This window comes from Streptomyces sp. NPDC007945 (genome assembly GCF_042958885.1).
In the GTDB taxonomy this organism is placed as follows: domain Bacteria; phylum Actinomycetota; class Actinomycetes; order Streptomycetales; family Streptomycetaceae; genus Streptomyces.
Genome location: NZ_JBIBJV010000007.1, coordinates 145,564 through 169,828, shown reverse-complemented (window position 1 = coordinate 169,828; position 24,265 = coordinate 145,564). Strand labels below are relative to the sequence as shown.

The 24,265-nt window shown below is 74.2% G+C and carries 23 protein-coding genes and 8 tRNA genes; 16 read left to right on the top strand and 15 right to left on the bottom strand.

What is annotated here, in order from left to right:
* Positions 1-37: 37 nt before the first annotated feature.
* Positions 38-1,207 (bottom strand): protein kinase, encoded by a 1,170-nt coding sequence (locus tag ACFZCF_RS23125; protein WP_391288454.1) that lies wholly within the window; start codon positions 1,205-1,207, stop codon positions 38-40.
* 506 nt (positions 1,208-1,713) lie between these two features.
* Here ACFZCF_RS23125 and ACFZCF_RS23120 point away from each other — a divergent pair.
* From ACFZCF_RS23120 to ACFZCF_RS23110, 3 genes are all read left to right on the top strand, one after another.
* Positions 1,714-1,881: a hypothetical protein gene (locus tag ACFZCF_RS23120; protein ID WP_189949504.1), complete on the top strand. Its 168-nt coding sequence runs from the start codon at positions 1,714-1,716 to the stop codon at positions 1,879-1,881.
* 177 nt (positions 1,882-2,058) lie between these two features.
* On the top strand, positions 2,059-3,015 hold the full coding sequence (locus ACFZCF_RS23115) for a phosphotransferase (RefSeq protein WP_391288452.1): 957 nt from the start codon (positions 2,059-2,061) through the stop codon (positions 3,013-3,015).
* Positions 3,016-3,062: 47 nt separating this feature from the next.
* Complete coding sequence (locus ACFZCF_RS23110; protein ID WP_388446891.1) at positions 3,063-3,347, top strand: zf-TFIIB domain-containing protein; 285 nt, start codon at positions 3,063-3,065, stop codon at positions 3,345-3,347.
* A gap of 120 nt (positions 3,348-3,467) precedes the next feature.
* Here the strand turns inward: ACFZCF_RS23110 and ACFZCF_RS23105 are convergent.
* The 6 genes from ACFZCF_RS23105 to ACFZCF_RS23080 form a co-directional block, all read right to left on the bottom strand.
* Positions 3,468-3,539, bottom strand: a tRNA-Val gene (locus ACFZCF_RS23105).
* Between the two features lie 27 nt (positions 3,540-3,566).
* Positions 3,567-3,641: transfer RNA gene (locus tag ACFZCF_RS23100), tRNA-Val, on the bottom strand.
* Positions 3,642-3,668: 27 nt separating this feature from the next.
* A tRNA-Val gene (locus ACFZCF_RS23095) sits at positions 3,669-3,743 on the bottom strand.
* 32 nt (positions 3,744-3,775) lie between these two features.
* Positions 3,776-3,847, bottom strand: a tRNA-Val gene (locus ACFZCF_RS23090).
* A gap of 1 nt (position 3,848) precedes the next feature.
* Positions 3,849-3,922: transfer RNA gene (locus ACFZCF_RS23085), tRNA-Cys, on the bottom strand.
* Between the two features lie 39 nt (positions 3,923-3,961).
* Positions 3,962-4,034, bottom strand: a tRNA-Gly gene (locus ACFZCF_RS23080).
* Between the two features lie 234 nt (positions 4,035-4,268).
* Between ACFZCF_RS23080 and ACFZCF_RS23075 the strand changes: the two genes are divergently transcribed.
* From ACFZCF_RS23075 to ACFZCF_RS23065, 3 genes are read left to right on the top strand one after another with little or no spacing between them, the layout of a single operon-like run.
* Positions 4,269-5,351, top strand: a complete 1,083-nt coding sequence (locus tag ACFZCF_RS23075; protein WP_388446888.1) for a chorismate-binding protein — start codon at positions 4,269-4,271, stop codon at positions 5,349-5,351.
* The gene (locus ACFZCF_RS23070) at positions 5,348-6,178 is read left to right on the top strand and encodes an aminotransferase class IV (protein ID WP_388446885.1); all 831 of its coding nucleotides are present in this window, start codon (positions 5,348-5,350) and stop codon (positions 6,176-6,178) included. Before ACFZCF_RS23075 ends, ACFZCF_RS23070 begins: the two co-directional genes overlap by 4 nt.
* Before the next feature lie 43 nt (positions 6,179-6,221).
* A complete protein-coding gene (locus ACFZCF_RS23065) occupies positions 6,222-7,061 on the top strand; it encodes a GNAT family N-acetyltransferase (protein WP_391288449.1) in 840 nt (279 codons plus the stop codon).
* A gap of 13 nt (positions 7,062-7,074) precedes the next feature.
* Here ACFZCF_RS23065 and ACFZCF_RS23060 read toward each other — a convergent pair whose 3' ends face one another.
* Positions 7,075-7,587 carry a DsbA family protein gene (locus ACFZCF_RS23060; RefSeq protein ID WP_391288448.1) on the bottom strand — a complete coding sequence of 171 codons (513 nt, stop codon included), beginning with the start codon at positions 7,585-7,587 and terminating at the stop codon, positions 7,075-7,077.
* A 181-nt stretch (positions 7,588-7,768) separates the two neighbouring features.
* On the opposite strand from ACFZCF_RS23060, the gene ACFZCF_RS23055 reads away from it, so the two are divergent.
* The gene (locus ACFZCF_RS23055) at positions 7,769-8,206 is read left to right on the top strand and encodes a hypothetical protein (RefSeq protein WP_391288447.1); all 438 of its coding nucleotides are present in this window, start codon (positions 7,769-7,771) and stop codon (positions 8,204-8,206) included.
* Positions 8,207-8,338: 132 nt separating this feature from the next.
* On the top strand, positions 8,339-8,521 hold the full coding sequence (locus ACFZCF_RS23050; RefSeq protein WP_388446873.1) for a hypothetical protein: 183 nt from the start codon (positions 8,339-8,341) through the stop codon (positions 8,519-8,521).
* 38 nt (positions 8,522-8,559) lie between these two features.
* Here ACFZCF_RS23050 and ACFZCF_RS23045 read toward each other — a convergent pair whose 3' ends face one another.
* Both ACFZCF_RS23045 and ACFZCF_RS23040 read right to left on the bottom strand, forming a co-directional pair.
* The gene (locus ACFZCF_RS23045) at positions 8,560-9,117 is read right to left on the bottom strand and encodes a CGNR zinc finger domain-containing protein (protein ID WP_189949484.1); all 558 of its coding nucleotides are present in this window, start codon (positions 9,115-9,117) and stop codon (positions 8,560-8,562) included.
* Positions 9,118-9,307: 190 nt separating this feature from the next.
* The gene (locus ACFZCF_RS23040; RefSeq protein WP_030493555.1) at positions 9,308-9,721 is read right to left on the bottom strand and encodes an SsgA family sporulation/cell division regulator; all 414 of its coding nucleotides are present in this window, start codon (positions 9,719-9,721) and stop codon (positions 9,308-9,310) included.
* A 189-nt stretch (positions 9,722-9,910) separates the two neighbouring features.
* Here ACFZCF_RS23040 and ACFZCF_RS23035 point away from each other — a divergent pair, with 189 nt between their 5' ends.
* Both ACFZCF_RS23035 and ACFZCF_RS23030 read left to right on the top strand, forming a co-directional pair.
* Positions 9,911-10,333 (top strand): TIGR02611 family protein, encoded by a 423-nt coding sequence (locus ACFZCF_RS23035; protein ID WP_388446869.1) that lies wholly within the window; start codon positions 9,911-9,913, stop codon positions 10,331-10,333.
* A 54-nt stretch (positions 10,334-10,387) separates the two neighbouring features.
* Positions 10,388-10,459: transfer RNA gene (locus tag ACFZCF_RS23030), tRNA-Val, on the top strand.
* Between the two features lie 61 nt (positions 10,460-10,520).
* On the opposite strand, the gene ACFZCF_RS23025 is transcribed toward ACFZCF_RS23030, so the two are convergent.
* On the bottom strand, positions 10,521-12,950 hold the full coding sequence (locus ACFZCF_RS23025; protein ID WP_391288444.1) for an SCO7613 C-terminal domain-containing membrane protein: 2,430 nt from the start codon (positions 12,948-12,950) through the stop codon (positions 10,521-10,523).
* An 80-nt stretch (positions 12,951-13,030) separates the two neighbouring features.
* On the opposite strand from ACFZCF_RS23025, the gene ACFZCF_RS23020 reads away from it, so the two are divergent.
* Positions 13,031-13,477 carry an SRPBCC family protein gene (locus ACFZCF_RS23020; RefSeq protein WP_391288442.1) on the top strand — a complete coding sequence of 149 codons (447 nt, stop codon included), beginning with the start codon at positions 13,031-13,033 and terminating at the stop codon, positions 13,475-13,477.
* Positions 13,478-13,522: 45 nt separating this feature from the next.
* A tRNA-Val gene (locus tag ACFZCF_RS23015) sits at positions 13,523-13,594 on the top strand.
* A 57-nt stretch (positions 13,595-13,651) separates the two neighbouring features.
* Here ACFZCF_RS23015 and ACFZCF_RS23010 read toward each other — a convergent pair.
* Positions 13,652-14,380, bottom strand: coding sequence for an exonuclease domain-containing protein (locus tag ACFZCF_RS23010; protein WP_391288440.1), 729 nt, complete (start codon positions 14,378-14,380; stop codon positions 13,652-13,654).
* A 121-nt stretch (positions 14,381-14,501) separates the two neighbouring features.
* Between ACFZCF_RS23010 and ACFZCF_RS23005 the strand changes: the two genes are divergently transcribed.
* From ACFZCF_RS23005 to thrS, 3 genes are all read left to right on the top strand, one after another.
* Positions 14,502-15,068 carry a DUF4365 domain-containing protein gene (locus ACFZCF_RS23005; RefSeq protein ID WP_391288438.1) on the top strand — a complete coding sequence of 189 codons (567 nt, stop codon included), beginning with the start codon at positions 14,502-14,504 and terminating at the stop codon, positions 15,066-15,068.
* Entirely contained in the window at positions 15,068-16,405 is a 1,338-nt protein-coding gene (locus ACFZCF_RS23000; protein WP_391288436.1) for a hypothetical protein, read from the top strand. Before ACFZCF_RS23005 ends, ACFZCF_RS23000 begins: the two co-directional genes overlap by 1 nt.
* A gap of 111 nt (positions 16,406-16,516) precedes the next feature.
* Positions 16,517-18,502, top strand: coding sequence for a threonine--tRNA ligase (thrS, locus tag ACFZCF_RS22995; RefSeq protein WP_388446852.1), 1,986 nt, complete (start codon positions 16,517-16,519; stop codon positions 18,500-18,502).
* A 26-nt stretch (positions 18,503-18,528) separates the two neighbouring features.
* On the opposite strand, the gene ACFZCF_RS22990 is transcribed toward thrS, so the two are convergent.
* Positions 18,529-19,242 (bottom strand): ion channel, encoded by a 714-nt coding sequence (locus ACFZCF_RS22990; protein WP_391288434.1) that lies wholly within the window; start codon positions 19,240-19,242, stop codon positions 18,529-18,531.
* Between the two features lie 65 nt (positions 19,243-19,307).
* On the opposite strand from ACFZCF_RS22990, the gene ACFZCF_RS22985 reads away from it, so the two are divergent.
* Positions 19,308-19,871, top strand: a complete 564-nt coding sequence (locus tag ACFZCF_RS22985; RefSeq protein WP_388446846.1) for an HIT family protein — start codon at positions 19,308-19,310, stop codon at positions 19,869-19,871.
* 67 nt (positions 19,872-19,938) lie between these two features.
* Here the strand turns inward: ACFZCF_RS22985 and ACFZCF_RS22980 are convergent, their stop codons facing one another.
* Entirely contained in the window at positions 19,939-21,597 is a 1,659-nt protein-coding gene (locus ACFZCF_RS22980; protein WP_388446844.1) for a hypothetical protein, read from the bottom strand.
* 198 nt (positions 21,598-21,795) lie between these two features.
* Positions 21,796-24,003 (bottom strand): elongation factor G-like protein EF-G2, encoded by a 2,208-nt coding sequence (locus ACFZCF_RS22975; RefSeq protein ID WP_391288432.1) that lies wholly within the window; start codon positions 24,001-24,003, stop codon positions 21,796-21,798.
* Positions 24,004-24,265 lie beyond the last annotated feature (262 nt).

Below are 24,265 nucleotides of genomic sequence, written 5' to 3'. Positions count from 1 at the left end.
CTCGCGTGCACCGGGGGCGTTCTCCGTGCGGGCCGGGTCAGCCCTGGAGGGCCTGGGCGGCGGCGATGCCCAGCGCCACCAGGAGGGTCACCACCACGAAGACGACGAGCCGCTGGCGCAGCAGCCGGGGGTTGGCCGGGCGGCGGCCGGTGGACGTGGACCGCGCTCCCGGCCGGGTCCCGGGCCGCGACTGCGGATTGCGGGAACCGCCGGTCCGCGGCGGCGCCGAGGGGCGAGAGGAGGGTCCGGAACCGCGTCCCCGGGCCACCGCCCGCTCCGCCTCGCGGCCGGGCGCGTCCCGCTCCGTGTACCGCTCGGTCGGCCGCAGCGTGCCGCGCTCCTCCATCCGCTCGCGCGGGGCGGGCGGCCGCGCGGACGGCAGGCCCTGCGCCTCGCGGGCCGCGATCTCCTTGAGCCGCATGGACAGCTGGAGGGTGCTGGGCCGGTCCTCCGGGTCCTTCGCCAGACAGGCCCTGATCAGCGGGGCGAGCGCGTCCGGCACCCCCTGGAGCTGTGCCTCCTCGTGCACGACCCGGTAGAGCATGACCTCGGAACTGCCGTGCCCGAAGGGGGAGTCGCCCATCGAGGCGTACGCGAGGGTCGCGCCGAGCGAGAAGACGTCCGTCGCCGGGGTGACGGCCGCGCCCCGGACCTGCTCGGGCGCGAGGAAGCCGGGGGAGCCGACCGCCGTGCCGACGTGCGTGAGGGTGCTGGCCCCGGTGGCCCAGGCGATCCCGAAGTCGATGATGCGGGGGCCCTTGGGGGAGAGCAGGATGTTCGACGGCTTCAGGTCCCGGTGCACGACCCCGGCCTCGTGGACGGCGACCAGGCCCTCCGAGAGGGCGGCGCCGATCGAGGCCACGTCGGCGGCCCGCAGCGGACCCTCCTCGGCGACCCGGTCGTGCAGCGACGGCCCGGGCACGTACTGGGTGGCGAACCAGGGCCGGTCGGCCTCCAGGTCGGCCGCGACCAGCCGGGCGGTGCAGCCGCCCCTGATCCGCCGGGCCGCCGACACCTCACGGGCGAACCGCGAGCGGAACTCCTGGTCCTCGGCCAGGTCCGGGCGGATCACCTTCAGCGCCACCCGTTGCCCGCGCCGGTCGGAGCCGAGGTACACGACCCCCATCCCTCCGGCGCCCAGTCTGCGGTGGAGCCGGAACGCCCCGACGATCCGCGGGTCCTCGCGCCGGAGCCGCATCATCGCCATGTCCGTCCCCTCGTCCGTTCGACGTGGCACAGCTTACGTAGTGGCGCCCCCGCGCGCTCATAGGCCGCGCCCTCCCACCGGCTTCGATTGTCAGTGCTGAGGGGGACGACGGTCCCGTGCCGCACCGACTCTCCCCGCCAACCCCCCTTGTCGTCCAGCCCACTTGACACCGCCCCGGGACAACTCCCGCCGCCCCGCCCCGGGTACCCCCGACCGCCCCGCGCACCCCGGCGCACCCCGCTCCCCGCCGGACGTGACCCAAGTCACCCGGGGGCGCGTCCCCTCCGGGAAGACCCCCACCCGCGCGCCCCCGCCTCCACCCAGGGGAGTACGCCGGGGGGAGCGGCGTCATCCTCCCGTAGGCCCGGAAGCCGGTACGCGGGCATGACGCCGCGGGCGGTCCCGCTCCCTACTGTTGAGGTCATGCGGTGGGCGCGACTCTCGTCCCCCGAGGAACACGCGCCCACCGCACCGAGAACCGGCAAGAGAAGCGACAGGAGAGGACCATGGCCCACACGGCACACCGGCCGACCCCCCGCCCCGCGGGGCGCCGTCATCCCCTGGTGGCCACCGCCATGGTCCTCCCCCTCGCGGCCCTGCTCGTGGTCGTCTTCGGCGGCTGGGAAGCGGTGGTCACACAGGCGTCGTCCGTGGGCGTGATGCTGGGGCGCTGAGCGGCGCCCCGGACCCGGGTGAGCGGCCCGGGTCGGGGACATCGGCCGACAGCCCCGTGGGGACGGGGGTGCGGCGGACGACAGCGCAGGGGCCGGTCGGCCGGGGAGCCGACCGGCCCCTCCGCGCGTCGGCGCACCGTCTCTCCGCCGCACGCCCGCGCCGCGTACGCTCGCCGGATGGAGTGTGGCGAGAACGACGGCGACGTGCTGGCGGCGCTGGCCCTGATCGCGCGCGGGGCCGTGCACGGCACGGCGGACTGCGCCTGCGATCCGGGGGCGGTGCGGGTGCTCGCGGACCGGGAGGACGGGGCCGTCGTGCGGCACGGCGGGATCGTCGCCAAGGCGCACGCCCCCAACACCGAGGACGTTCCGCACGCGGCGCGGGTCGCCCTCGCCGGCGACCCGGCCCTCACGGGGGTGTTCCTGCCGCCGGTTCCCGGGCAGTGCGCGGAGCGGGTCGCGGGACGGCCGGTGACGGTGTGGCCGTACGGGCCTCCGGTCGACCCGGGCGACCCCGACGCGGCGCCCTGGGAGGAGGCGGCCCGGCTGCTCGCCCTGCTCCACCGCACCCCGCCCCCGCCCGGCCCGCTGCCCGCGATGCGGGCCCCCGCGAAGGCGGCGCTGGCCGTCGGGCGGATGCTCCGCGCCGTGCCGGACCACCCGGCGACCGCCACGGTCCTCGCGGCCTGGCGGACCGTCACGGAGGACCTCGGCGGGGACGGGACCGGGGGCACGCGCGCGTACCTGTGCCACGGGGACTTCCATCTCGGCCAGCTCGTCCGGGACCTCCGCGGCGACTGGCGCCTCATCGACGTCGACGACGCCGGGCTCGGCGACCCCGCCTGGGACCTGGCCCGCCCCGCCGCGTGGTTCGCCGCCGGGCTGCTCCCGGCGGAGGTGTGGGCGCGGTTCCTCGGCGCCTACGAGGCCGCCGGCGGCCCGGCCACGGCGCCGGACCCGTGGGCCCGCCTGGATCTGCCCGCCCGGGCCCTGACGGTGCAGACCGCGGCGCTCGCGCTCGCCAAGTCCACGGCCGAGGGTCGGGGGCTCGACGAGGTCGAGGGCGTGATGATCGGCACCTGCGCCAGGATCCCGATGTCCCGAACCGTCCCGGGCTCCGCCGCGTCCTCATAAGCTGAAGCAGTCATTCGAACGGCAACGGCAGGGGAGTTGAGCCGAGCATGCAGTGTCCCAAGTGTCACGCGGCGATGCACACGTACAACCGCAACGGCGTCCAGATCGAGCAGTGCAGCGGCTGCCGCGGGATCTTCCTGGACTACGGCGAGCTGGAGGCCCTGACCCGCCTGGAGGCGCAGTGGCAGGCCCCGCCGGCGCCGCCCGCCCCGCCGGCCGGCTACCCGGCGCAGCCCGCCCCGGCCGCTCCCGCCTGGGGTGCCCCGCACGGCGGCCACCACGGCGGTCACTACCGCCAGCGCGGCTTCGGCCGGATGCTCTTCTCCTCCTGAGCCGTCCGCGGCGCTCCGGCCCCCGGGTCCTTCGCACGGATCCGGGGACCGGAGCGCCCTCGGCCCGCACGACGACGAAGCCCCCGGCCGCGAACCGCGGCCGGGGGCTTCGTCCTTCTGTGCGCGATACTGGGATTGAACCAGTGACCTCTTCCGTGTCAGGGAAGCGCTCTCCCGCTGAGCTAATCGCGCGGGACGCACCCGAGGGTGCAGGAGATGTGGTGCGCGATACTGGGATTGAACCAGTGACCTCTTCCGTGTCAGGGAAGCGCTCTCCCGCTGAGCTAATCGCGCGGGACGCACCCGAGGGTGCAGGTGAAGTGGTGCGCGATACTGGGATTGAACCAGTGACCTCTTCCGTGTCAGGGAAGCGCTCTCCCGCTGAGCTAATCGCGCGGGGATCCGAAGATCAGGACCCGAAGGTCCAGTGGACGATACTGGGATTGAACCAGTGACCTCTTCCGTGTCAGGGAAGCGCTCTCCCGCTGAGCTAATCGTCCTTGGAGGTGGAGACGGGATTTGAACCCGTGTAGACGGCTTTGCAGGCCGTTGCCTCGCCTCTCGGCCACTCCACCAGGAGTGATAACGGGGGTTCGGGAAGATCCCCCACATCGAGCGGACGACGAGATTCGAACTCGCGACCCTCACCTTGGCAAGGTGATGCTCTACCAACTGAGCCACGTCCGCTTGTCGGTTCCGGTCCGCTTGCGCGTCCCGGCGACGTGTTGAACTCTAGCGGATTCCCGGGCCAGTACAAAAACGCGTTTCCGCAGCGTGCTGACCTGCGGGCCCTTCGGCGCGCCCGGGTGGCGGCTCCCGGAGGGTTCGAGCGGTGTTCACCCGCCGTGTCCCCGGCGTCGCGCGGAGCCCCCGCCGCCCGCGCACCCCCTCCTCCGGGGCGGCCCGACCTAGACTCGACACGTGTACGACCTACCTCCCCTGGCCCGCTTCGGCGGCCTCGTCGCGACCGACCTGCGGGACGTCACCCATGATCCCGAGGCGCTCGACTCCACCGGCTTCTGGGCCGTCTGCGCCGACTTCGAGGGCCGGCTCACCTGCGCCCGCTTCGGAGACGTCCGCAGGGCGCCGGTGCCCGCCGCCGTCCCCGGGGCGTGGCGCGGCCCGCGCCCGGACGACTGGACGTCGTCGCTCGACCGCGCCGCGTACACCGCGGGCGTACGGGCGGTGCGCGAGCACATCGCGCGCGGCGAGGTGTACCAGGCGAACCTCTGCCGGGTGATGACCGCGCCGCTGCCCGATCCGGCCGCCGCCGACGTGGACGCCCTCACCGCGCTGCTCGCGGCCGGCAACCCCGCCCCGTACGCCGGAACGATCCGGCTGCCCGCGCACGGCGTGGAGATCGCCACCGCCTCGCCCGAGCTGTATCTGCGGCGCGAGGGCGCGCGGGTCTCGTCGGGGCCCATCAAGGGCACCGGCAGGACCGCCGCGGACCTGCTGCCCAAGGACCACGCCGAGAACGTGATGATCGTGGACCTGGTCCGCAACGACCTCGGCCGCGTCTGCGAGACCGGCTCCGTCGCCGTCCCCGCGCTCTGCGACATCGAGGAGCACCCGGGTCTCGTCCACCTCGTCTCCACCGTCAGCGGGGTGCTGCGCGAGGACGCCGGTTGGCCCGAGCTGCTCGACGCCACCTTCCCGCCCGGCTCCGTCACCGGCGCCCCCAAGTCCTCGGCGCTGCGGATCATCGAGGCGCTGGAGACCGTGCCCCGGGGGCCGTACTGCGGCGGCATCGGCTGGGTGGACGCCGACGGCGGCCACGGCGAGCTCGCCGTCGGCATCCGCACCTTCTGGATCGACCGGCCGTTCGGCGTGCTGCGCTTCGGCACCGGCGCCGGCATCACCTGGGGCTCCGACCCCGAGCGGGAGTGGGAGGAGACCGAGCTGAAGGCGGCCCGGCTGGTCGCGATAGCGTCGGGCGCCTACGAGTCGGGCGCCCCGGCCGACGAGGTCCCAGGGGCGAGCGGAAAGGCCATCTCTCGATGAAAATCTGGGTCAACGGCGGGCTGTACGACGAGGAGGCCGCCCGGGTCTCCGTCCTGGACCACGGACTGACCGTCGGCGACGGCGTCTTCGAGACGGTCAAGGCCGAGCGTGGAGAAACGTTTGCTCTCACCCTCCACCTGGAGCGGCTCACCCGCTCCGCCCGCGGTCTCGGGCTGCCCGACCCGGACCTCGACGAGGTCCGCCGGGCCTGCGCCGCCGTCCTCTCGGCGAACCCGGTGGAGCTCGGCCGGCTCCGCATCACCTACACCGGCGGCCTCTCCCCGCTCGGCTCGGAGCGGGGAGACGCCGGTACGAGCCTCGTCGTCGCCGTCGGCGGGACCTCCCGCCGCCCCGACACCACGGCCGTGGTCACCGTCCCCTGGACCCGCAACGAGCGCGGCGCCCTCACGGGCCTGAAGACCACCTCCTACGCGGAGAACGTCGTCGCCCTGGCCCGGGCGAAGGAGGCCGGCGCCACCGAGGCCCTCTTCGCCAACACCGCCGGCCGGCTCTGCGAGGGCACCGGCTCCAACGTCTTCGTCGTGCTCGACGGCCGGATCCACACCCCGCCGGTCTCCTCCGGCTGCCTCGCCGGCATCACTCGCGCGCTCGCCGTCGAGTGGACCGGCGCCGTCGAGACCGACCTGCCGTTCGATGTCCTGGAGACCGCGGAGGAGGTCTTCCTCACCTCCACCCTGCGCGACGTCCAGGCCGTCCACCGCGTCGACGGCCGCGAACTCGCCGCCGCCCCGGGCCCGGTCACCGCCAAGGCCATGCGGGTCTTCGAGGAGCGGGCCGCCGCCGACCGGGATCCGAGGCTCGGCTGAAATCCGGATGACGGGGCCCTCCCGAATGGGTAGAACACCCCTGATGACCACCACCCTGCGGCCGACCGAGCCGCTCCAGCACTCCGCGGCCGGCGGCCGTTCCCGCGTCTACGACATCTGCGTGAACAGCCGCCGGGTCGGCTCCGTCCGCGTCGCCACCGACCCGGACTTCGGCGCCGCGGCGGGGACCGTCGACCGCCTCTGGGTCGACGAGCCGGACCGCGGCCGCGGAAGGGGGACGGTGGCGGCGCTCGCCGCCGAGGAGGTGCTGCGCGGCTGGGGCTGCGCGGACGTGCGGATATCGGTCCCCGCGGACGCGACGGCCGCCCTCGGCCTGGCCCGCGCGCTCGGCTACACCGAGCGCAGCCGGAACATGCTGAAGGAGCTCGCGGACCCGCCGCCCGCGCCGCCGTCCGGCATCGAGGCGCGGTCCATGACCGAGGAGGAGTTCACGGCCTGGGCGGCGGCGGCCCAGGAGGCCTTCGCACGGAGCTGGATCGACCGGGGCGTCCCCGAGGACCAGGCCCGCGCCAAGGCGGAGGCCAGCCACCGCGAGCTGCTGCCCCAGGGGCTCGCCAGCCCCGGCACGGCGATCAGCGTCGCCCTCGTCGACGGCGTGGTCGTCGGCACCGTCTGGACCGGGACGCGCGAACTGGAGCCCGGGGTGAGTGCCGGATACGTCTACGACATCGAGGTCGCGGCGGAGCGGCGCGGCCAGGGGTACGGCCGGGCGCTGATGCTGCTGGCCGAGCGCGTGGCGCGGGAGGCCGGGGAGAGCCGGCTCGGACTGCACGTCTTCGCGGGCAACACCCCGGCGATCCGCCTCTACGAGTCGCTCGGCTACCGCACGACCCACGTCAACAGCGCCAAGCGGCTGATCTGAGGACCGGGGAGGGTCAGCCGGCCAGGAGGCGGTCGGCGATCTCCTCGATCCGGGCGCGCAGCCCCTCCTGGCTCTGACCGCCGTCGAGGCGCTCCCCGTCGATGACGTAGGTCGGGGTGCCGGTGATCTTGAGGGCCTGGCCCTCGGCCTGGTCGGCGTCGACCGTGAGCAGGTGCCGGCCGTCGATCAGCGCCGTGTCGAACTCCTCGGCGTCCAGGCCGAGTCCGGTCGCCACCTCCAGCAGCACCGGCTCGCCCCGCTCGGCGAGCTCGGCGGTCCTGGCGAGCAGCGCCTCCGCGTAGCCCCAGCCCTGCCCCTGGTCGGCCGCCTCCTCGGCCGCCTGGGCGGCGGCGTAGGCGTGCTTGTTCTTGGCGAGCGGGAAGTGGCGCAGCTGGACGTCGAGCCGGTCGCCGTACGCCGCGCGCAGCGCGCGGACGTCGTCGAGCGCCCGGAAGCAGTCGGGGCACTGGAGGTCGAACCAGGCCTCCAGGACGACGGGGGAGGGGGTGGTGGTGGAGTCAGTCATGGACGGCAGTCTTCCAGCAGGTCGGCGCCGGGCCCGCATCGGCACGACACCGGGACCTGAGGAGGAGATCCCGGCCGGGACGACCCGGAGATCTCCCTGAGACCGGCCCGGGGGCGTGGCCTCCGGCGGGCGGGCCGGTGCAGGATGGAAGGGACGTATCACCCGGGACCTGGAGGACCGCATGCTGGCCGAGACCATCTGCTCCGCGGTGTCCGCGGCGGGCCTGGGCATCGCCGCGCTCACGGCGTACCGGAAGAAGTACCTGGGCGCGGCGCGGATCGCCGGCTGGTCGCTCGTCCCGCTCGGCCTCGTGATGACCGGTGCGGTCGAGTGGGCCTTCGACACCGTCTTCAGCCCGGTCGCCTGGGCCGGCTTCGGCGTGCTCGGCGCGGCCTGGCTGCTGCTCCTGACGACCCGGGGCGTCGAGCGCCGCCGGAGCGGCCGGCAGGCGGTGGACGGGGGAGCGCGGCCCGCGGCGGTCGCGCCCGGCGCCTCGTCCCCGGCCGCCGGGTCCGCACGGGTGGCGCCGGCCCGCACGGCGGCGGGCGCGCCCGCCCGGGGCGGGGACGCCGAGGACTTCAGCGACATCGAGGCGATTCTGAAGAAGCACGGAATCTGACCGCTTCTGGCCGTTGCCTGCCGGGCCGCGACCGGGCGATGACCCGGAGATCCACGGGAAGGGATGAACCGCCCCGCCCAGGCGCGCATTCCGCCCTTCCGGGGGCAGCGGGTGCGCGATCATCCCCCCGAGATGCTCGATACCTCGCGGGACCCCGCCCCCGCCTCCGCCGAGTCCGCGCCCGCCGCCGATCCCCCCGCCGACGAGCCGAGGGGCTGTCTCTTCGCGCTGTCGCAGCCACCGCTGATGATCTTCCTGGCGGTGATCGGGGCCCTGCTCCTGATGGCGGCCCTGCACGACCTCTACGTGCTCTGAAACGTGCTCTCCCACGTGCTCCCACGTGCTCCGAGGCGTCAGCCGGCGGCTTCCTTGCGACGGGCCCGGTAGGCGGCGACGTGCAGCCGGTTGCCGCAGGTGCGGCTGTCGCAGTAGCGGCGGGAGCGGTTGCGGGAGAGGTCGACGAAGGCCCGGCCGCAGTCCGGGGCCTCGCACCGGCGCAGCCGCTCGCGCTCGCCCGAGACCACGATGAAGGCGAGGGCCATCCCGCAGTCGGCGGCCAGGTGGTCGGCGACCGAGGCGCCCGGCGCGAAGTAGTGCACGTGCCAGTCGTAGCCGTCGTGGTCGGTGAGCCGCGGGGTGGTGCCCGCGGCGGCCACCAGCTGGTTGATCAGCGGGGCGGCGATCCTGGCGTCGGGGGCGGTGAAGACGGCGGCGAAGCGGTCCCGCACCTCGCGGACGGCCCGGAGGTCCTCGGCGTCCAGCTCACCCACGTCGCTGATCCGGTGCTCGCGGACGAACACCCCGAGCGCGTCGAGGTCCGCGAGCGTGTCCTCGCGGTCGCCCTGCGCGGCGGTGTTCATGAGATCGACGACGGTGTCGAGGGCGATCCGGGTGTCGTGGGGAATGAGCACGCTTCGCTCCCTGGCCGGCCGCGGGCGGGCGCCCGTGGACTGCCGTCGACTCTAGCGCGCCATGGAAAAGCGCGACGGCGCCCTCGCCGCGCCGGCTGCGCGGTGAGGACGCCGGAGGTCGAGCGGATGCGACCGCCCGCGCGGCGCCGTCGCCCCGAGTCGGACGGCGCCGTGCGGTCTGGGGCCTGGCTCAGCTGTCGGCCAGGATGTGGGACAGCTCCGTATCGAGGTCGAAGTGCCGGTGCTCGGTGCCGGGTGGCACCGCGGCGTCGGTCCGCTTGAGGAACGATTCCAGGGCCCGCGCGGGGGCCTCCAGCAGGGCCTCGCCCTCCGGCGAGCTCAACGCGATGCAGACGACTCCCTGGCCGTGACTACGGGAAGGCCAGACCCGGACGTCGCCCGTGCCGGTGGGCCGGTGCAGCCCCTCGGCGAGAAGGTCGCGGGCGAAGACCCACTCGACCGTCTCCTCGGCTCCGGTGTGGAAGGTGGCGTGCACGGCGTACGGATCCGCCGTGTCATACCGCAGGCCCGCGGGTACAGGCAGTGAGGACTCGCTCGACACAACGAGGCGCAGGTGCAGCTCGCAGCTCACCACGGTGTTCATAAGCGCCAGGGCCTTTCGCTCAGTGTGCGCTCGGGGATTCGCACGTCGGCGAAATCGACATGCCACCTCCGGTGCCGTTGTAAACCCCTCTGTCGGTTTTGTGATCGTTCAGGTAGCTCGTACGGCCGCATGTAACTTTGGGTAATACCGCCATACCGGTGGGGCTGGTGAGTCGGGTAAATTGGCATCATGAATGCGGAGAGTGACGAGCGCGCGTCCGAGCCCCAGCCCACCGAGCAGGCCGAACTGGGATCCCGCGCACCGGAGTTCATCAAGGCCCGCCGCGGCCTCCACCTCAGCTGGCAGGTCGGCGTCTTCGTCGTCGGACTCGCCGTGATCGTGGCCGGCATCCTGATGCTCGTCTTCCCCGGACCGGGCTGGCTGGTCATCTTCGCCGGCATGGCGATCTGGGCCACCGAGTTCGTCTGGGCGCAGATCGTCCTTCGCTGGACCAAGCGCAAGGTCACCGAGGCCGCCCAGCGCGCCCTCGACCCCAAGGTCCGGCGCCGCAACATCACCCTCACCGCCATCGGCCTGGTGATCATCGCCGCGCTGCTCGGCTGGTACCTCTGGAAGTTCGGCCTCGTCATGCCCTGGAAGATCGAAGAGTGACCCGGGGGTGGTTCGGAAGCCCCGCTGACATGCGGTAATGTTGGCGGTGCGCCGGGGCGATTAGCTCAGCGGGAGAGCACTTCGTTCACACCGAAGGGGTCACTGGTTCGATCCCAGTATCGCCCACCCCGGTCCGAGGGCCCGGAGACGACATCGTCTCCGGGCCCTCGGCGCTTCCCCGCCCGGATCACCGCATCCGGGCCAGCCGCTCCCGCACCAGCCGCGCCTCCCGCAGCCGCCGCTCGTACGTGGCCCCCACCGCGAGCAGCAGCAGCCCGGCCGCCGCCGGCGGCAGCCAGCGCGGCAGCGCGCCGACCAGCTGCACCACGTACGGCGCCAGCTCGTGCACCGCCACCAGGGCGAGCACCGCCCCGCCGAGGACCAGCGGCGCCTGGAGCCGGAACCGCGCCCCCAGCAGCGTCACCGCGAGCGCGCCCGTCCCCAGCAGCAGCGGCCGCGCCCAGTGCGGGTCCGACCAGACCGCCACCAGGCCCGGCACCAGCGTCGCCGCGAGCCCGGCGCCGTACGCCCCCCAGGACGAGGCCGCCGGATCCCGGCGCCGCCGCAGCAGGCCCACCACCAGCGCCGGCACCGTCACCGGCAGCGTGTACGCCTCCGGGACCGTCACGCCCCACACCCCGAGCCGCAGCCAGGCCGCGGCCAGGAAGAGGGCGCCCGCCGTCCACGAGGCCGCGCGCCGCCGCTCCGGCCGCAGGGCCGTTGCCGCCGCGATCACCCCGCCCAGCGCCAGCGCCAGGGCGAGCACCGCCGGACGCGGCGCCGTCAGGGCCACCGCGAGCGCGCCCACCGCCACCCCCGACAGCTCCGAGGCGAGCGACCGGAACCGCACGGCCAGGGCCGCCGTACCCGCCGGGACGAGCAGCAGCACGAGGCCCGCCGCGGCCGCGGAGAGCCCCGCCGCCGCCGTTCCGGCCCCCACCAGACCCGCCGCCGTGAGCACCGCGCCACCGGCCGCCGTCTCGCGGACCGCGCCGGCGCCGAGCACGGCCGCCGCCGCGCACAGCCCCAGCAGCACGCCCAGGACCACGAAGGTCGCCGCCCGCACGTCCAGCGCCAGCAGCAGCGCCGAACCCGCCGAGGCGAGCCCGGTCACCAGCCCGGTCCGGGACAGCAGCGCCCCCGCCGCCACCGGCGCCCCGACGGGCCACGAGGCGCCCCAGCCCCCTCCGGGCCGCGTCGACGGCTCCGGCCGCTCCGGCACGGCGGCCGGCTCGGGCAGGCCGCGGGTGAGCACCCCCGGCCGCACCGCCAGCGCCAGTGCCGCGCCCGTCGCCACCAGCCGGACGGCGATCCCCGCCGCGTACGACAGCCCCAGGGCGACCGGCAGCGCGGTCAGCACCGCCCACCCGAGCAGCACCGCGCTCCACCGGCCCCACGGCCCGCGCACCGCGGCCGCCGCGCCCGCACCGAGCAGCAGCACCAGGAGCGCCGTCGCCGGCCACTGCGCCGGCACCGGCGCCGTGTGCGTCCCGGACCAGACGGCCGTGGTGCGGGCGGCCGGACCGAGCAGCCCGCCGAGCACCGGCGGCAGCGCCCACACCAGGCCCAGCGCCGCGACCCCGCCCCCGGCGAGCCCGAACCCGGCCCGCACCTCCGCCGGGATCCGCGCCACCCGTACCGGACGCCACAGCGCCGCCACCGCCAGACCGCAGACCACGTACACCGGCACCGTCCACTCCGCCGGCAGCGCGGCCCGCACCGGGCCCGCCACCGCCGCCACCCCCGCCAGGGCGGCGACCGCCGCGAGCACCCGCGCGGCCGGACGGACCACCCGTGCCGCGCCCAGCAGGACCGCCGCCCAGCCGAGCAGCAGCGGACCGCCCGCCCACGGACCCGTCAGCGACAGCGTGCCGCCGACCGGCAGCGCCCACACCGCCAGGAGCGCCGCCGACACCCCCGCTGTCGTCCGCACCGCCACGCCCGCGCGGCGGGCGAGCAGCAGCACGTCCGCCGCCGCCGTCAGCGCCGCCGCCCACGCCACGGCCGCCGGACCCCCGCCGGCCGCGAGCACCCCCAGCGGCAGCGGCAGCTGCGCCGCCGCCACCGACGCGGGGAACGGCAGCCGCAGTCCTCGCAGCAGCCCGCCGTACCCGGCCCACAGACCCGCGAGGAGTCCGGCGGCGACCGCCGCGTAGCCGAGTCCGTCCGTCGCGGGCAGCGCCACCCGGTGCAGGGCGTACGCGTCCAGGACCGTCAGCGCCAGGCCCAGCGCTCCCACCGCCTCCGCCGTCGACGTCAGCCCCCGGCGCAGCAGCACCGCCGGCGCGGCCAGCGCCGCGGAGGTCACCAGGAGCAGCACCGCCGAACGCCCCGCGATGCCCATCGAGCCCCAGCTCACCAGCGTGAACGCGAGCGCGGCGACCGCGAGCAGCGTCCCGCCCAGCGTCAGCAGCACGTTCTGCGCGCCGCGCGGCGAGGTCTCCGCCGCCGGCCGCGCGCCGGGGAACGGCGGGGCCGCGGCCGGACCGGCGGGGGAGCGCAGCACACCGAGCAGCCACACCCGCCGGGCCAGCAACTCCGCGCGGCGCGCGTCGAGTCGGGCCAGCTCGGCGTCGACGCGCCGCAGCTCCTCGACCGGGGGCAGGTTCATGTCCATGCCCGGAGTGTCGCGCCGGGCGCCCGCCCCGGGAATGCGCGCTGCTACTCAGATCCCGCCCGAGTACCCACACTGGACCCATGGACTGGTGCCGGTACCGCTTCCGCAGTGTCTGGCGGCTCGCCGCCCCGCCCGACCGGGTCTTCGCCGTCCTCGCCCGCGCCGAGGACTACCCCCTCTGGTGGCGCCAGGTCCGCGCCGTCGTCCCCCTCGACGACACCACCGGCACCGCCCGCTTCCGCTCCCTGCTCCCGTACGACATCGAGGTCGCCCTCCGCACCCTCCGCCACGACCCGGGGGCCGGTGTCCTGGAGGTCCGGCTCGACGGCGACCTGGAGGGCTGGGCCCGCTGGACCCTCACGCCCGACGGGGCCGGCACCCGGGCCCTCTACGAGCAGGAGGTCGAGGTCCGCGCCCGGCTGATGCGCCTCCTCGCCGTCCCCGGCCGCCCGTTCTTCCGCGCCAACCACGCCCTGATGATGCGCGGCGGGCGGCGCGGGCTCGCCGCGCACCTGCGCTCCGAATGAATTTGGAGCCCGGCCCGGAAGCCCTGTATGGTTCAACCCGTTCCCGGGCGATTAGCTCAGCGGGAGAGCACTTCGTTCACACCGAAGGGGTCACTGGTTCGATCCCAGTATCGCCCACCGGGAGAGGCCGGTCCGTCGTCACGACGGACCGGCCTCGGCCTTTTCCGGCACCGCTCACGCCGCCTTCCGCAGCTCCGGGCGGAGCGGCCACGCGGGATCCACCAGCTCCGGCGTCCCCTGCCGGGTGAACCACGCCTGGAGCCCCCGCGCCTGTGCCGCGTGCCACACCGTCTGGAGCGTGTGCAGCTCCGCCGGGGACAGCCGCTCCAGACGGGACGCGAACCGCCGCCCCACCGCCCGCACCACCTGGAGCGCGGCCGTCGCGTCCGCCGCCGCGTCGTGCGCCCCCTCCAGCTCCACCTCGTAGTGCGCGCACAGGTCCGTCAGCGTCCGCCGGCCCTTGCGGTACCGGTCCAGGTGCTTGTCCAGGACCCGCGGATCGAGCACGCACAGCGAGGTGTGCTCCAGGTACCGGCCCAGCGTCGACGCCCGATGGCGCCTCAACTCCCGGTCCAGGATGGTGAGGTCGAACGGCGCGTTCATCACCACCAGCGGCCTCCCGGCCGCGCTCTGCTCCGCCAGGGCGCGCCCCAGCTCCTCCATCACCGGCGACGGCCACCGGCCGTTGCGCTGGAGGTGATCGTCCGTCAGGCCGTGCACCGCCGTGGCCCCTTCCGGCACCGGTATCCCCGGATTGACCAGCCAGCGGGTCACCCGGGGCCGCGCCCCGGCCGCGTCCTGGACGACGAGCGCGGCGGACACGATCCGGTCCTCCTCGACGTCCACTCCGGTGGTCTCCGTGTCGAAAGCGGCCAGGGGCCCTTCGTACCAGTTCGTCGTCATACCCGAACTCCTCGCACCCGCGCGGCAGATGGCCAACCCCCTGCCCCGAATCGGTGATACCCGCCCTGTTTGCGGCGTACGCGGACCGGTCACAACACTGGTGACGGGGAAGGACGTTCACATGTCGCTCGGCCAGGCCGAGCCGGGAGGGCTGCCGCCCCAGCGGGCGGCCCCGGCACGCGGCTCGCTCGCCACCACCGCCTGCATGGAGACACTCCAGGTGGGATACCTGCACGCCGTCGCCGCCGCGGCGGGCTGCTCGCTCGCGCAGCCCTTCCCGGACAGCGGCGTCGACTGGCACGTGAGCCACGGCTCACCCGGACACACCGTCGACGACGAGGTCACCATCAAGGTGCAGCTGAAGTGCACCTACCAACTGCCACCGCACCCGACGGGGAGCACCTTCCCCTTCACCCTCGACAACGACCACCTGGTGAAGCTCGCCCGGACGCCCGTGGCGGTGCACAAGATCCTGGTGGTGATGATCGTCCCGAGGGATCCCGAGGACTGGCTGCGAGCGAGCCACGACCGGCTCGACCTGAGGCACTGCTGCTACTGGACGAACCTGGCCGGACACCCGGTCACCGGACGCCGCCGGACCACCGTGCGCGTCCCCACGGCGCGGATCTTCGACGACCGGGCGCTCTGCGAGATCATGACCCGGGTCGGCCGGGGAGGGAGACCTTGATGCACCGACCGATCGACGACCCAGGACACGGCGCGGGGGACGGGCACGGGACCGGGTACGGGTACGGGGCGGGCGACCGGGGCGGACCCGGGTCCGCCCCGTCGCCGTACCGGCCCCACCCCGTCCCGGCCGCCGAACCCGCCGGCTCCTGGTCCTCCCCGGGCGACGGCGTGCCCGACCCCGGCCGGGTCGACCCGCGCGTCCTCGGCGCCCTCCTCGCCCGGCACGGCTGGCAGCGCCGCGGCGGGGCCGCCGGCCGCTACGGCCGCTGGACCCCGCCCGGCGGGCGGGCGAGCGGCGGCGTCAGCCTCCTCGTCCCCGACAGCCGCGCCTTCCCCGACTGCGAGGATCTCATCGGCGAGGCCCTCACCGCCCTCGCCCGCAGCGGGGCGCCCTCCGCCCGCGAGGTCCTCACCGGCCTCGCCGTCCCCAGCGACGAGGTCCGCTGGTGGCGCGAGGCGCCCCCGGGCCCGGCCGGCACCGTCCCCTGGCCCGCCCAGGAGAGGTTCCGCTCGGCCGCCCGAGGGATCCTCCTCGCCGGGGCCCTCGCCGTGCGCGGCCGGGCCGGCTACCACGGCTCCCGGCACCGCTCCGCGGCCCGGGCCGCCCTCGAACCCGTCACCGTCGCCACCGATCCCGCCGGCCGCGTCCTCACCGCCTTCCTGCCGGTCCCGCCCGGCCGCCCCGTGGCCGTGCGGCTCCACCACGCGCTGCACGCTGCCCGCGAGGCCGTCGACTACCAGCGCGCCACCGGCGGCATGGAGGCCTTCGACTCCGCCGTCGAGGCCGGCGTCAGCCGCGAGCTCACCGAGGCGCTCGTCGCCCTCGTCCGGGGGACCGAAGGGGCCCGCATCGCCCTCGCGTGGGCCCCGGCCGCCGGCGTCCCCGAGGGCTGCGCCGCCCGCCCCGAGCCCGTCGAGTTCTCGCCCGGCGACCTGCCCGCGCTGCGCGAGGCCGGCGCCCGCTACCTCACCGACGAGCCCGCCGTCCCGGTGCGGATCACCGGTGCCGTGGTCCGCCTGCGCCGGTCGGGGCCGCGCGGCGAGGGCACGGTCAAGCTCCGGGTGCTCGGCGGCGCGGAGGTCGGCCACGTGCGGGTGGCGCTCGACGAGGAGGCGTACCGCACCGCGGGCCACGCCCACCTCGTCGGCCTCCCGATCCGGGTCGCCGGCCGGCTGGAGAGCCGCGGCGGCTTCCGCCGCCTCACGGATCCCTCGGGCGTGGTCCCGGTGCAGGTGGACGAGGCGGAGCGGGACCGGCTGATGAAGTGGCTCCAGGGGAGCGGCGAGGACGCGGGCTTCTTCGAGGAGCCGGACGGGCCGGAGGAGGAGCGGTGAGCGGGGCGCGGCCGGGCCCGTAAGATCGAGGGGACGCGGCACCTCGTCTCTGCCGCGCGCCGCCGGCGCCGGCACCTCGTGTCTGCCAGCGCCCCGATGCATGGAGTACCCGTGTCCGAAGTCCGTGTGACCGTCCAGACCGCCTCGGGACCTGAGGAGAGGACGGTGAGCGCGGGCACCACGGCCGGCGCCCTGTTCGCCGACGACCGCACCGTCATCGCCGCCCGTGTCGCGGGCGAGCTGAAGGACCTCTCGTACGAGCTCGCCGACGGCGACCTCGTCGAGGGCGTCGAGATCTCCTCCCCGGACGGTCTCGACATCCTGCGCCACTCGACCGCGCACGTCATGGCGCAGGCCGTGCAGGAGCTCTTCCCCGAGGCCAAGCTGGGCATCGGCCCGCCGGTCCGGGACGGCTTCTACTACGACTTCGACGTCGAGAAGCCGTTCACGCCCGAGGATCTCAAGGCCATCGAGAAGAAGATGCAGGAGATCCAGAAGCGCGGCCAGCGCTTCGCCCGCCGCGTGGTGACCGACGAGGCCGCCCGCGAGGAGCTCGCCGACGAGCCCTACAAGCTGGAGCTCATCGGCATCAAGGGCTCCGCGGCCCTGGAGGAGGGCGCCGACGGCGCGAACGTCGAGGTGGGCGGCGGCGAGCTGACCATCTACGACAACCTCGACGCCAAGACCGGCGAGCTGTGCTGGAAGGACCTCTGCCGCGGTCCCCACCTGCCCACCACCCGGAACATCCCGGCGTTCAAGCTGATGCGCAACGCGGCCGCCTACTGGCGCGGCAGCGAGAAGAACCCCATGCTCCAGCGCATCTACGGCACCGCCTGGCCGTCGAAGGACGAGCTGAAGGCCCACCTCGACTTCCTCGCCGAGGCCGAGAAGCGCGACCACCGCAAGCTCGGCAACGAGCTCGACCTCTTCTCCGTCCCGGACGAGATCGGCTCCGGCCTCGCCGTCTTCCACCCCAAGGGCGGCATCATCCGCCGGGTCATGGAGGACTACTCGCGCAAGCGGCACGAGGAGGAGGGCTACGAGTTCGTCTACTCGCCGCACGCCACCAAGGGCAAGCTCTTCGAGAAGTCCGGTCACCTCGACTGGTACGCCGAGGGCATGTACCCGCCCATGCAGCTCGACGAGGGCGTGGACTACTACCTCAAGCCCATGAACTGCCCGATGCACAACCTGATCTTCGACGCGCGCGGGCGCTCCTACCGTGAGCTGCCGCTGCGCCTGTTCGAGTTCGGCACCGTGTACCGGTACGAGAAGTCGGGCGTCGTGCACGGCCTGACCCGGGCCCGGGGCTTCACCCAGGACGACGCGCACATCTACTGCACCCGCGAGCAGATGGCGGAGGAGCTCGACAAGACCCTCACCTTCGTCCTCAACCTGCTCCGCGACTACGGCCTGACCGACTTCTACCTGGAGCTGTCCACCAAGGACCCGGAGAAGTTCGTCGGCTCCGACGAGGCGTGGGAGGAGGCCACCGCCGTCCTCCAGCAGGTTGCCGAGAAGCAGGGCCTCCCGCTCACCCCCGACCCGGGCGGCGCCGCCTTCTACGGCCCGAAGATCTCGGTGCAGGCGCGGGACGCCATCGGCCGCACCTGGCAGATGTCGACCGTCCAGCTCGACTTCAACCTGCCGGAGCGCTTCGACCTGGAGTACACCTCCCCGGACGGCACCAAGCAGCGCCCGGTCATGATCCACCGCGCGCTCTTCGGTTCGATCGAGCGGTTCTTCGCGGTGCTCCTGGAGCACTACGCGGGCGCCATGCCGCCGTGGCTGGCCCCGGTCCAGGCGACCGGCATCCCGATCGGCGACGCGCACGTCGAGTACCTGCAGGAGTTCGCCGCCAAGGCGAAGAAGCAGGGCCTGCGCGTGGAGGTCGACTCCTCCTCGGACCGGATGCAGAAGAAGATCCGCAACGCGCAGAAGCAGAAGGTCCCCTTCATGATCATCGCGGGCGACGAGGACATGGCCGCCGGCGCGGTCTCCTTCCGCTACCGCGACGGTTCGCAGGAGAACGGCATCCCCGCCGACGAGGCCATCGCCAAGATCGCCAAGATCGTCGAGGAGCGCGTCCAGGTCTGACGGCCCGGACCGCGCGCGGCGCGACCTCAGGAGGCCCCCGGGGGATCCCCCGGGGGCCTCTCCCCGTTCCCGGGGTTCCCGGCCTTCTCGTCCTCGCGGGTGAACGCCTGGATCAGCCAGGACGAGAACGAACCCGTCACCGCGCCGAGCAGGGCCAGGCCGCAGGCCATCAGGCCGACCGCCACCGTCCGGCCGATCGGGGTCACCGGGCTCACGTCGCCGTAACCGACCGTCGCCAGGGTCGCGCACGCCCACCACACCGAGTCCCCGAAGGTGCGGATGGAGGCGCCGGGGGCGTCGGCCTCGTGGTGGTAGACGGTGAGCGCGGCCGTGAACCCGAGCAGGGAGACCGAGAGGCCGGAGTAGACCATCACCCGGGCGTAGAGGCTGAGCCGCGGCCGGCCGCGGCGCCGCTGGACGCGCTCGTAGACCGCCACCATCCGGACCGGGCGCAGCAGCGGCAGCAGCAGGACGACCGTGTCGAGGAGGTGGGTGCGGACGAAGCGGAGGGGGTGCAGGCCGCTGAGCCGGAGCCGGACCAGGTAGTCGGCGAGGAAGACCGTCCAGGCGGCCAGGATGACCCCCATGCAAAGGTCGACGCCGAGCTGCGGGAGGTGGTCGCGGGCGAGGACCCGGACCGCGTAGCCGGAGAGGAAGGCGACGGAGGCCACGGCGAGCGGGGTCGCCATGCGGTGGTCCCAGCGTGCCTGGCGGCGTGGGTTCGGGGGCCTTTCGCTCATCCGATCAGGATCACCCGAGGTGGCCTCGCTCGCCCCGCCGACACGTTCCGAACGGGCGACGCAATATGCTGCACAGCATGACGACTGAGCCGGAGCAGCAGATCGGGGTGGGGGCGCCGGACGCGTTCCAGCGTCTGTGGACGCCCCACCGGATGGCGTACATCCAGGGCGAGAACAAGCCGACCGGGCCGGGCGCCGACGACGGCTGTCCGTTCTGTTCGATCCCGTCGAAGTCGGACGAGGACGGGCTGGTGATCGCCCGGGGCGCGAGCGTGTACGCGGTCCTCAATCTGTACCCGTACAACGGCGGGCACCTCATGGTCGTCCCGTACCGGCACGTCGCCGACTACACCGACCTGGACGCGGCGGAGACGGCGGAGCTCGCCGACTTCACCAAGCGGTCGATGATCGCACTGCGGGCGGCCTCCGGGGCGCACGGCTTCAACATCGGCATGAACCAGGGTGCCGTGGCGGGCGCGGGGATCGCCGCGCACCTGCATCAGCACGTGGTGCCGCGCTGGGGCGGCGACACCAACTTCATGCCGGTCGTCGGCCACACCAAGATCCTGCCGCAGCTGCTCGCCGACACCCGCAAGATGCTGGCCGACTCCTGGCCGGCCACCGTCTGAGCCGGCTCCGTCTCCGTACGGCCCCGGGGCGCGCGCCCCGGGGCCGTACGCGTCCCGCGCGGGGGCCTCAGGCGTCGTACACGTCGGCCTTCTTCGGACCGGGCTCCTGCACGTTCCCGCCGAGGACGAGGGCGCGGTTGGTGAAGCGCTCGGTGTCGACGTTGTGCTCGTCGAGGAAGCGGATCGTCGCGGAGTGGACGGCGCGGAGCACGGGCGTGGCCATGCGGATGGCGTCGTCGGCCATGAAGCGGTTCTTCCAGAGCGGTCCGGCCCACACGTGCCGCAGGCCGAAGGGCTCGGGCAGCGTCATCTTGCCGCCGAGGAAGTCCAGGACCGGCGGGTACCAGGTGAGCGGCGCGCGGACGGCGAGCCGGACGATGTCGTCGGTGCCGAGCAGCGGCTGCGCGATCTCCTTGGTCTCCCAGAAGCGGACGGTCTTGGAGACCTCCTTGGTCTTCGCCTTGGGCTTGGTGGTGAACAGGCCGTGGACGGGGCCCAGGGCGTGGCCGGTGACCTCGATGCGCAGGGTGTGGTGGAGCGAGGTCACCGTGACCATCATCGTCAGGACCACGTTCCCGTCCCAGAGCGTGAACTGGACGCCCAGGTAGTGGCGGTTGCCCGCGCCGAACTGCTGCTCGTTGCAGATCCGCTGTATCTCGTGCGGCTTCACCTGGTAGTGGACGATGTTGTCGCCCTCGGGCCGACTGACCTCGTCGGCGCCCTCGCCGACGGGGGAGACGATCCAGTGCTTGACCGTCGGCTTCGGAAAGCCGGACTTCAGGGAGCCGCGCTCCAGGAGCGTGAGCTGGTCGTGGATCTTGCGGATCAGGTCCCAGGCGCGGAAGTCGTGCATCTCCTTGCCCGCCACCGGGACCAGCTCCTCGGCGAGCGTCCAGCTGCCCCAGCGGGTGCCGAGGCCGAGGATGCCCTTGGGGCCGGCGTAGAAGACCACGTTGGACTGCTGCTCGGCGGAGAGCTTCTCCAGATTGAGCCGGAGCTCCTCCGCGGCCTTCTCGCCCGGGTCGGTGGGGACGGACTTGGGGACGTGGGCGCTGACGCCGCCGCCGCTCAGCAGTCCGGTCCACCGCTCGCGGAGGTCCACGGCGGCGCTGAGGCAGATCCGGCTCGCGAGGTACCAGCCGATCACCGGGGCGACGACCATCGCCCGCAGATAGTTGGGGAGCAGGCCGTCGAAGGGCAGCTTGAGGAGGAAGAGGACGGCGACGATGCCCATCGCCCACATCAGGACGGTGCCGACGAGGCTGGTCCTCCTGCTCGCCTTCCCGGCGGCCATGCGGCGCAGCTGGATCACCCCGAGCCAGAGCAGCAGCCCGGGCAGGAAGAGGACGCCGCAGACGACCGTGATCACGGTCAGCTTGATGTCGCGGCGCCGGCGGATGTGGGTGGCCGCCAGGCAGTGCTCGACGACCGGCTGGGGCTCGGCGCCGAAGGACTGGATGAGCGCCTTGCGGCCGCCGCCGAGCATCCGGGCCTGCACGGCGCGGGAGAAGGCCTCGCCGAGGTCGGGGCGGAAGAGCTTCTCCCACTTGCCCTTCTTGACCCCGGTCTTGTAGTGCTCGTTGTCCGCTTCCTGGATGGTCTCCAGGGGGCTGTCCCGGTAGGCGGCCGAGGCCAGCGCGTTCGTCGCGCCGGTCAGGCCGCTGCCGCCCTGGAGCGGGATCTGTGCCCCCGGTCCGAAACCGTCGATCGCCACTTCCGCCCCCATCACCGCGATTACCTGTGCGGGCCGTTCCCGACTGCCTCGCCCGGCACAGCCGCCGAGCCGGGCACCACAGCGTAACCGGGCGGCGTGGTATGCGTCACCGGCTGTGGACAACCCCGGCCGGAACCTGTGGACGACCCTGACCGGAACCCGTCCGCCCGGTACGGTGCCGGGCGGACGGGACCGCTGTCGCCGGGTTGACTAGGCGGCTTTGCCGGCTTGTTGGCGGAGGCGTTCGGCGATCTGGGAGGGCATCGGTTCGTGCCGGGCGTAGCTCCGGTCGAAGCGGCCCGTGCCGTGCGAGACGGACCGCAGGTCGATCGCGTACCGCCCGATCTCGATCTCCGGGACCTCGGCCCTGACCACCGTGCGGCCCGGCCCCGCCCGGTCGGTGCCGACGACCCGGCCGCGCCGCCCGGACAGGTCGCCCATCACGGCGCCCACGTACTCGTCGGGCACCAGCACCCGGACCTCCGCGACCGGCTCCAGGAGGTGCACCGGGGCCTCGGCCGCCGCCTCGCGCAGGGCGAGCGCGCCGGCCGTCTGGAAGGCGGCGTCGGAGGAGTCCACCGAGTGGGCCTTGCCGTCCTTGAGGGTGATCCGGACGTCGACGAGCGGATGCCCGGCGGCGACCCCGCGCGCGGCCTGGGCCCGTACGCCCTTCTCCACGGAGCCGATGAACGCGCGCGGTACCGCGCCGCCCACCACCTTGTCGACGAACTCGACGCCGCTGCCCGGAGGGAGGGGTTCGACGTCGATCTCGCAGATCGCGAACTGGCCGTGTCCGCCGGACTGTTTGACGTGCCGTCCGCGGCCGGAGGCGGGGGCGCCGAAGGTCTCGCGCAGCGGCACGCGGTACGGCACCGCGTCCACCCGCACCCCGTAGCGCCCGCGCAGCCGCTCCAGGACGACGTCCTGGTGCGCCTCGCCCAGGCACCAGAGGACGACCTGGCCGGTGTCCTGGTTCTGCTCCAGGCGCAGGGTCGGGTCCTCGGCGACCAGCTTGGCCAGGCCCTGCGAGAGCCGGTCCTCGTCGGCCTTGCCGTGCGCCTCGACGGCGATCGGCAGCAGCGGTTCGGGCATCGGCCACGGCTCGATCAGGAGGGGATCGTCCTTCGCGGACAGGGTGTCGCCGGTCTCGGCCCGGCCGAGCCGTGCCACGCAGGCGAGGTCCCCGGCGACGCAGTGCGCCATCGGCCGCTGCTGCCTGCCGAAGGGGGAGGTGAGGGCGCCGATCCGCTCGTCGACGTCGTGGTCCTCGTGGCCGCGCCCGGCGAGGCCGTGGCCGGAGACGTGCACGGTGTCGTCGGGGCGGAGCGTGCCGGAGAAGACCCTGACCAGGGAGATCCGGCCCTGGTAGGGGTCGGTGGCGGTCTTCACGACCTCGGCGACCAGCGGCCCGTCGGGGTCGCAGGCGAGCGGCGGGCGGGGCTCGCCGTCCGGGGTGGTGACGGCGGGCGGCTCGTGCTCCAGCGGGGAGGGGAAGCCGCGGGTGACGAGCTCCAGGAGTTCGACGGTGCCGAGGCCCTGTCCCGCGCCCTCGGCGGCGGGGGCCGCCGCGAGCACCGGGTGGAAGCCGCCCCGGGCGACCGCCTTCTCCAGGTCGGCGACGAGGGTGCCGACGTCGATCTCCTCGCCGCCCAGATAACGGTCCATCAGGGTCTCGTCCTCGCTCTCGGCGATGATCCCCTCGATGAGCCGGGACCGCGCCGCGGCGATCGTCTCCCGTTCGTCGTCCCCGGGCGGCCGCTCGCTCCTGACCCCGGTCGTGTAGTCGAAGACCCGCTCGGCGAGGAGGTCGATCAGGCCGGTGGCGGCGGCGTGGCCGTCGGCGCCCTCCGGGCCGCGCACCGGCAGGTGGAGCGGCAGCACGGCGTCCGGGTCGTCGCCTCCGAAGAGTTCCGCGCAGACCCGGGTCAGCTCCCCGAAGTCCGTGCGGGCGGTGTCGAGGTGGGTGACGACGATCGCGCGCGGCATGCCGACGGCCGCGCACTCCTCCCAGACCATCCGGGTGGAGGCGGCGATCGCGTCCGCCTCCTGGGCGGCCGACACGACGAAGAGGGCCGCGTCCGCCGCGCGCAGACCGGCCCTCAGCTCTCCGACGAAGTCGGCGTATCCGGGGGTGTCGAGCAGATTGATCTTGATGCCGTCCCATCCGACCGGCACGAGGGAGAGCTGGACGGAGCGGTGCCGGCGGTGCTCGATCTCGTCGTAGTCGGAGACGGTCGCCCCGTCCTCGACCCGGCCGGGCCTGCCGAGCGCCCCGGCGGTCTGGGCGAGCGCCTCGACCAGCGTCGTCTTGCCCGAGCCGCTGTGGCCGACCAGCACCACGTTCCGTACGTCCGAGGGCCGGTCGGCCGTCGGTGCCCTGCCGGCGGCTCCGGCGGGGGTGTGCGCCTTGTCGCCCATGATGTCCTCCCGGCTGCGGGGCGGTGAGGGGAGCGGGCGCGGGGGAGCGGCTTCGCGGTGCGGCCCCGGCGGTGCCCGCGGGGTGCTCCTTCGAGCTTTGCACTGACACCGTGACGCGTCCATCCGTCGTACACCGGTGGGCCCCCGGGGGTACCGTGACGCGTCGGGGCGGGTGCGCTCCCGTGCGGCGCCGCGCGCGTGGCTACGATGGGTGAGCCGGTGGTCATGGGACCGCGCGGCCCGCCGAAACCTCGGGAAGGCC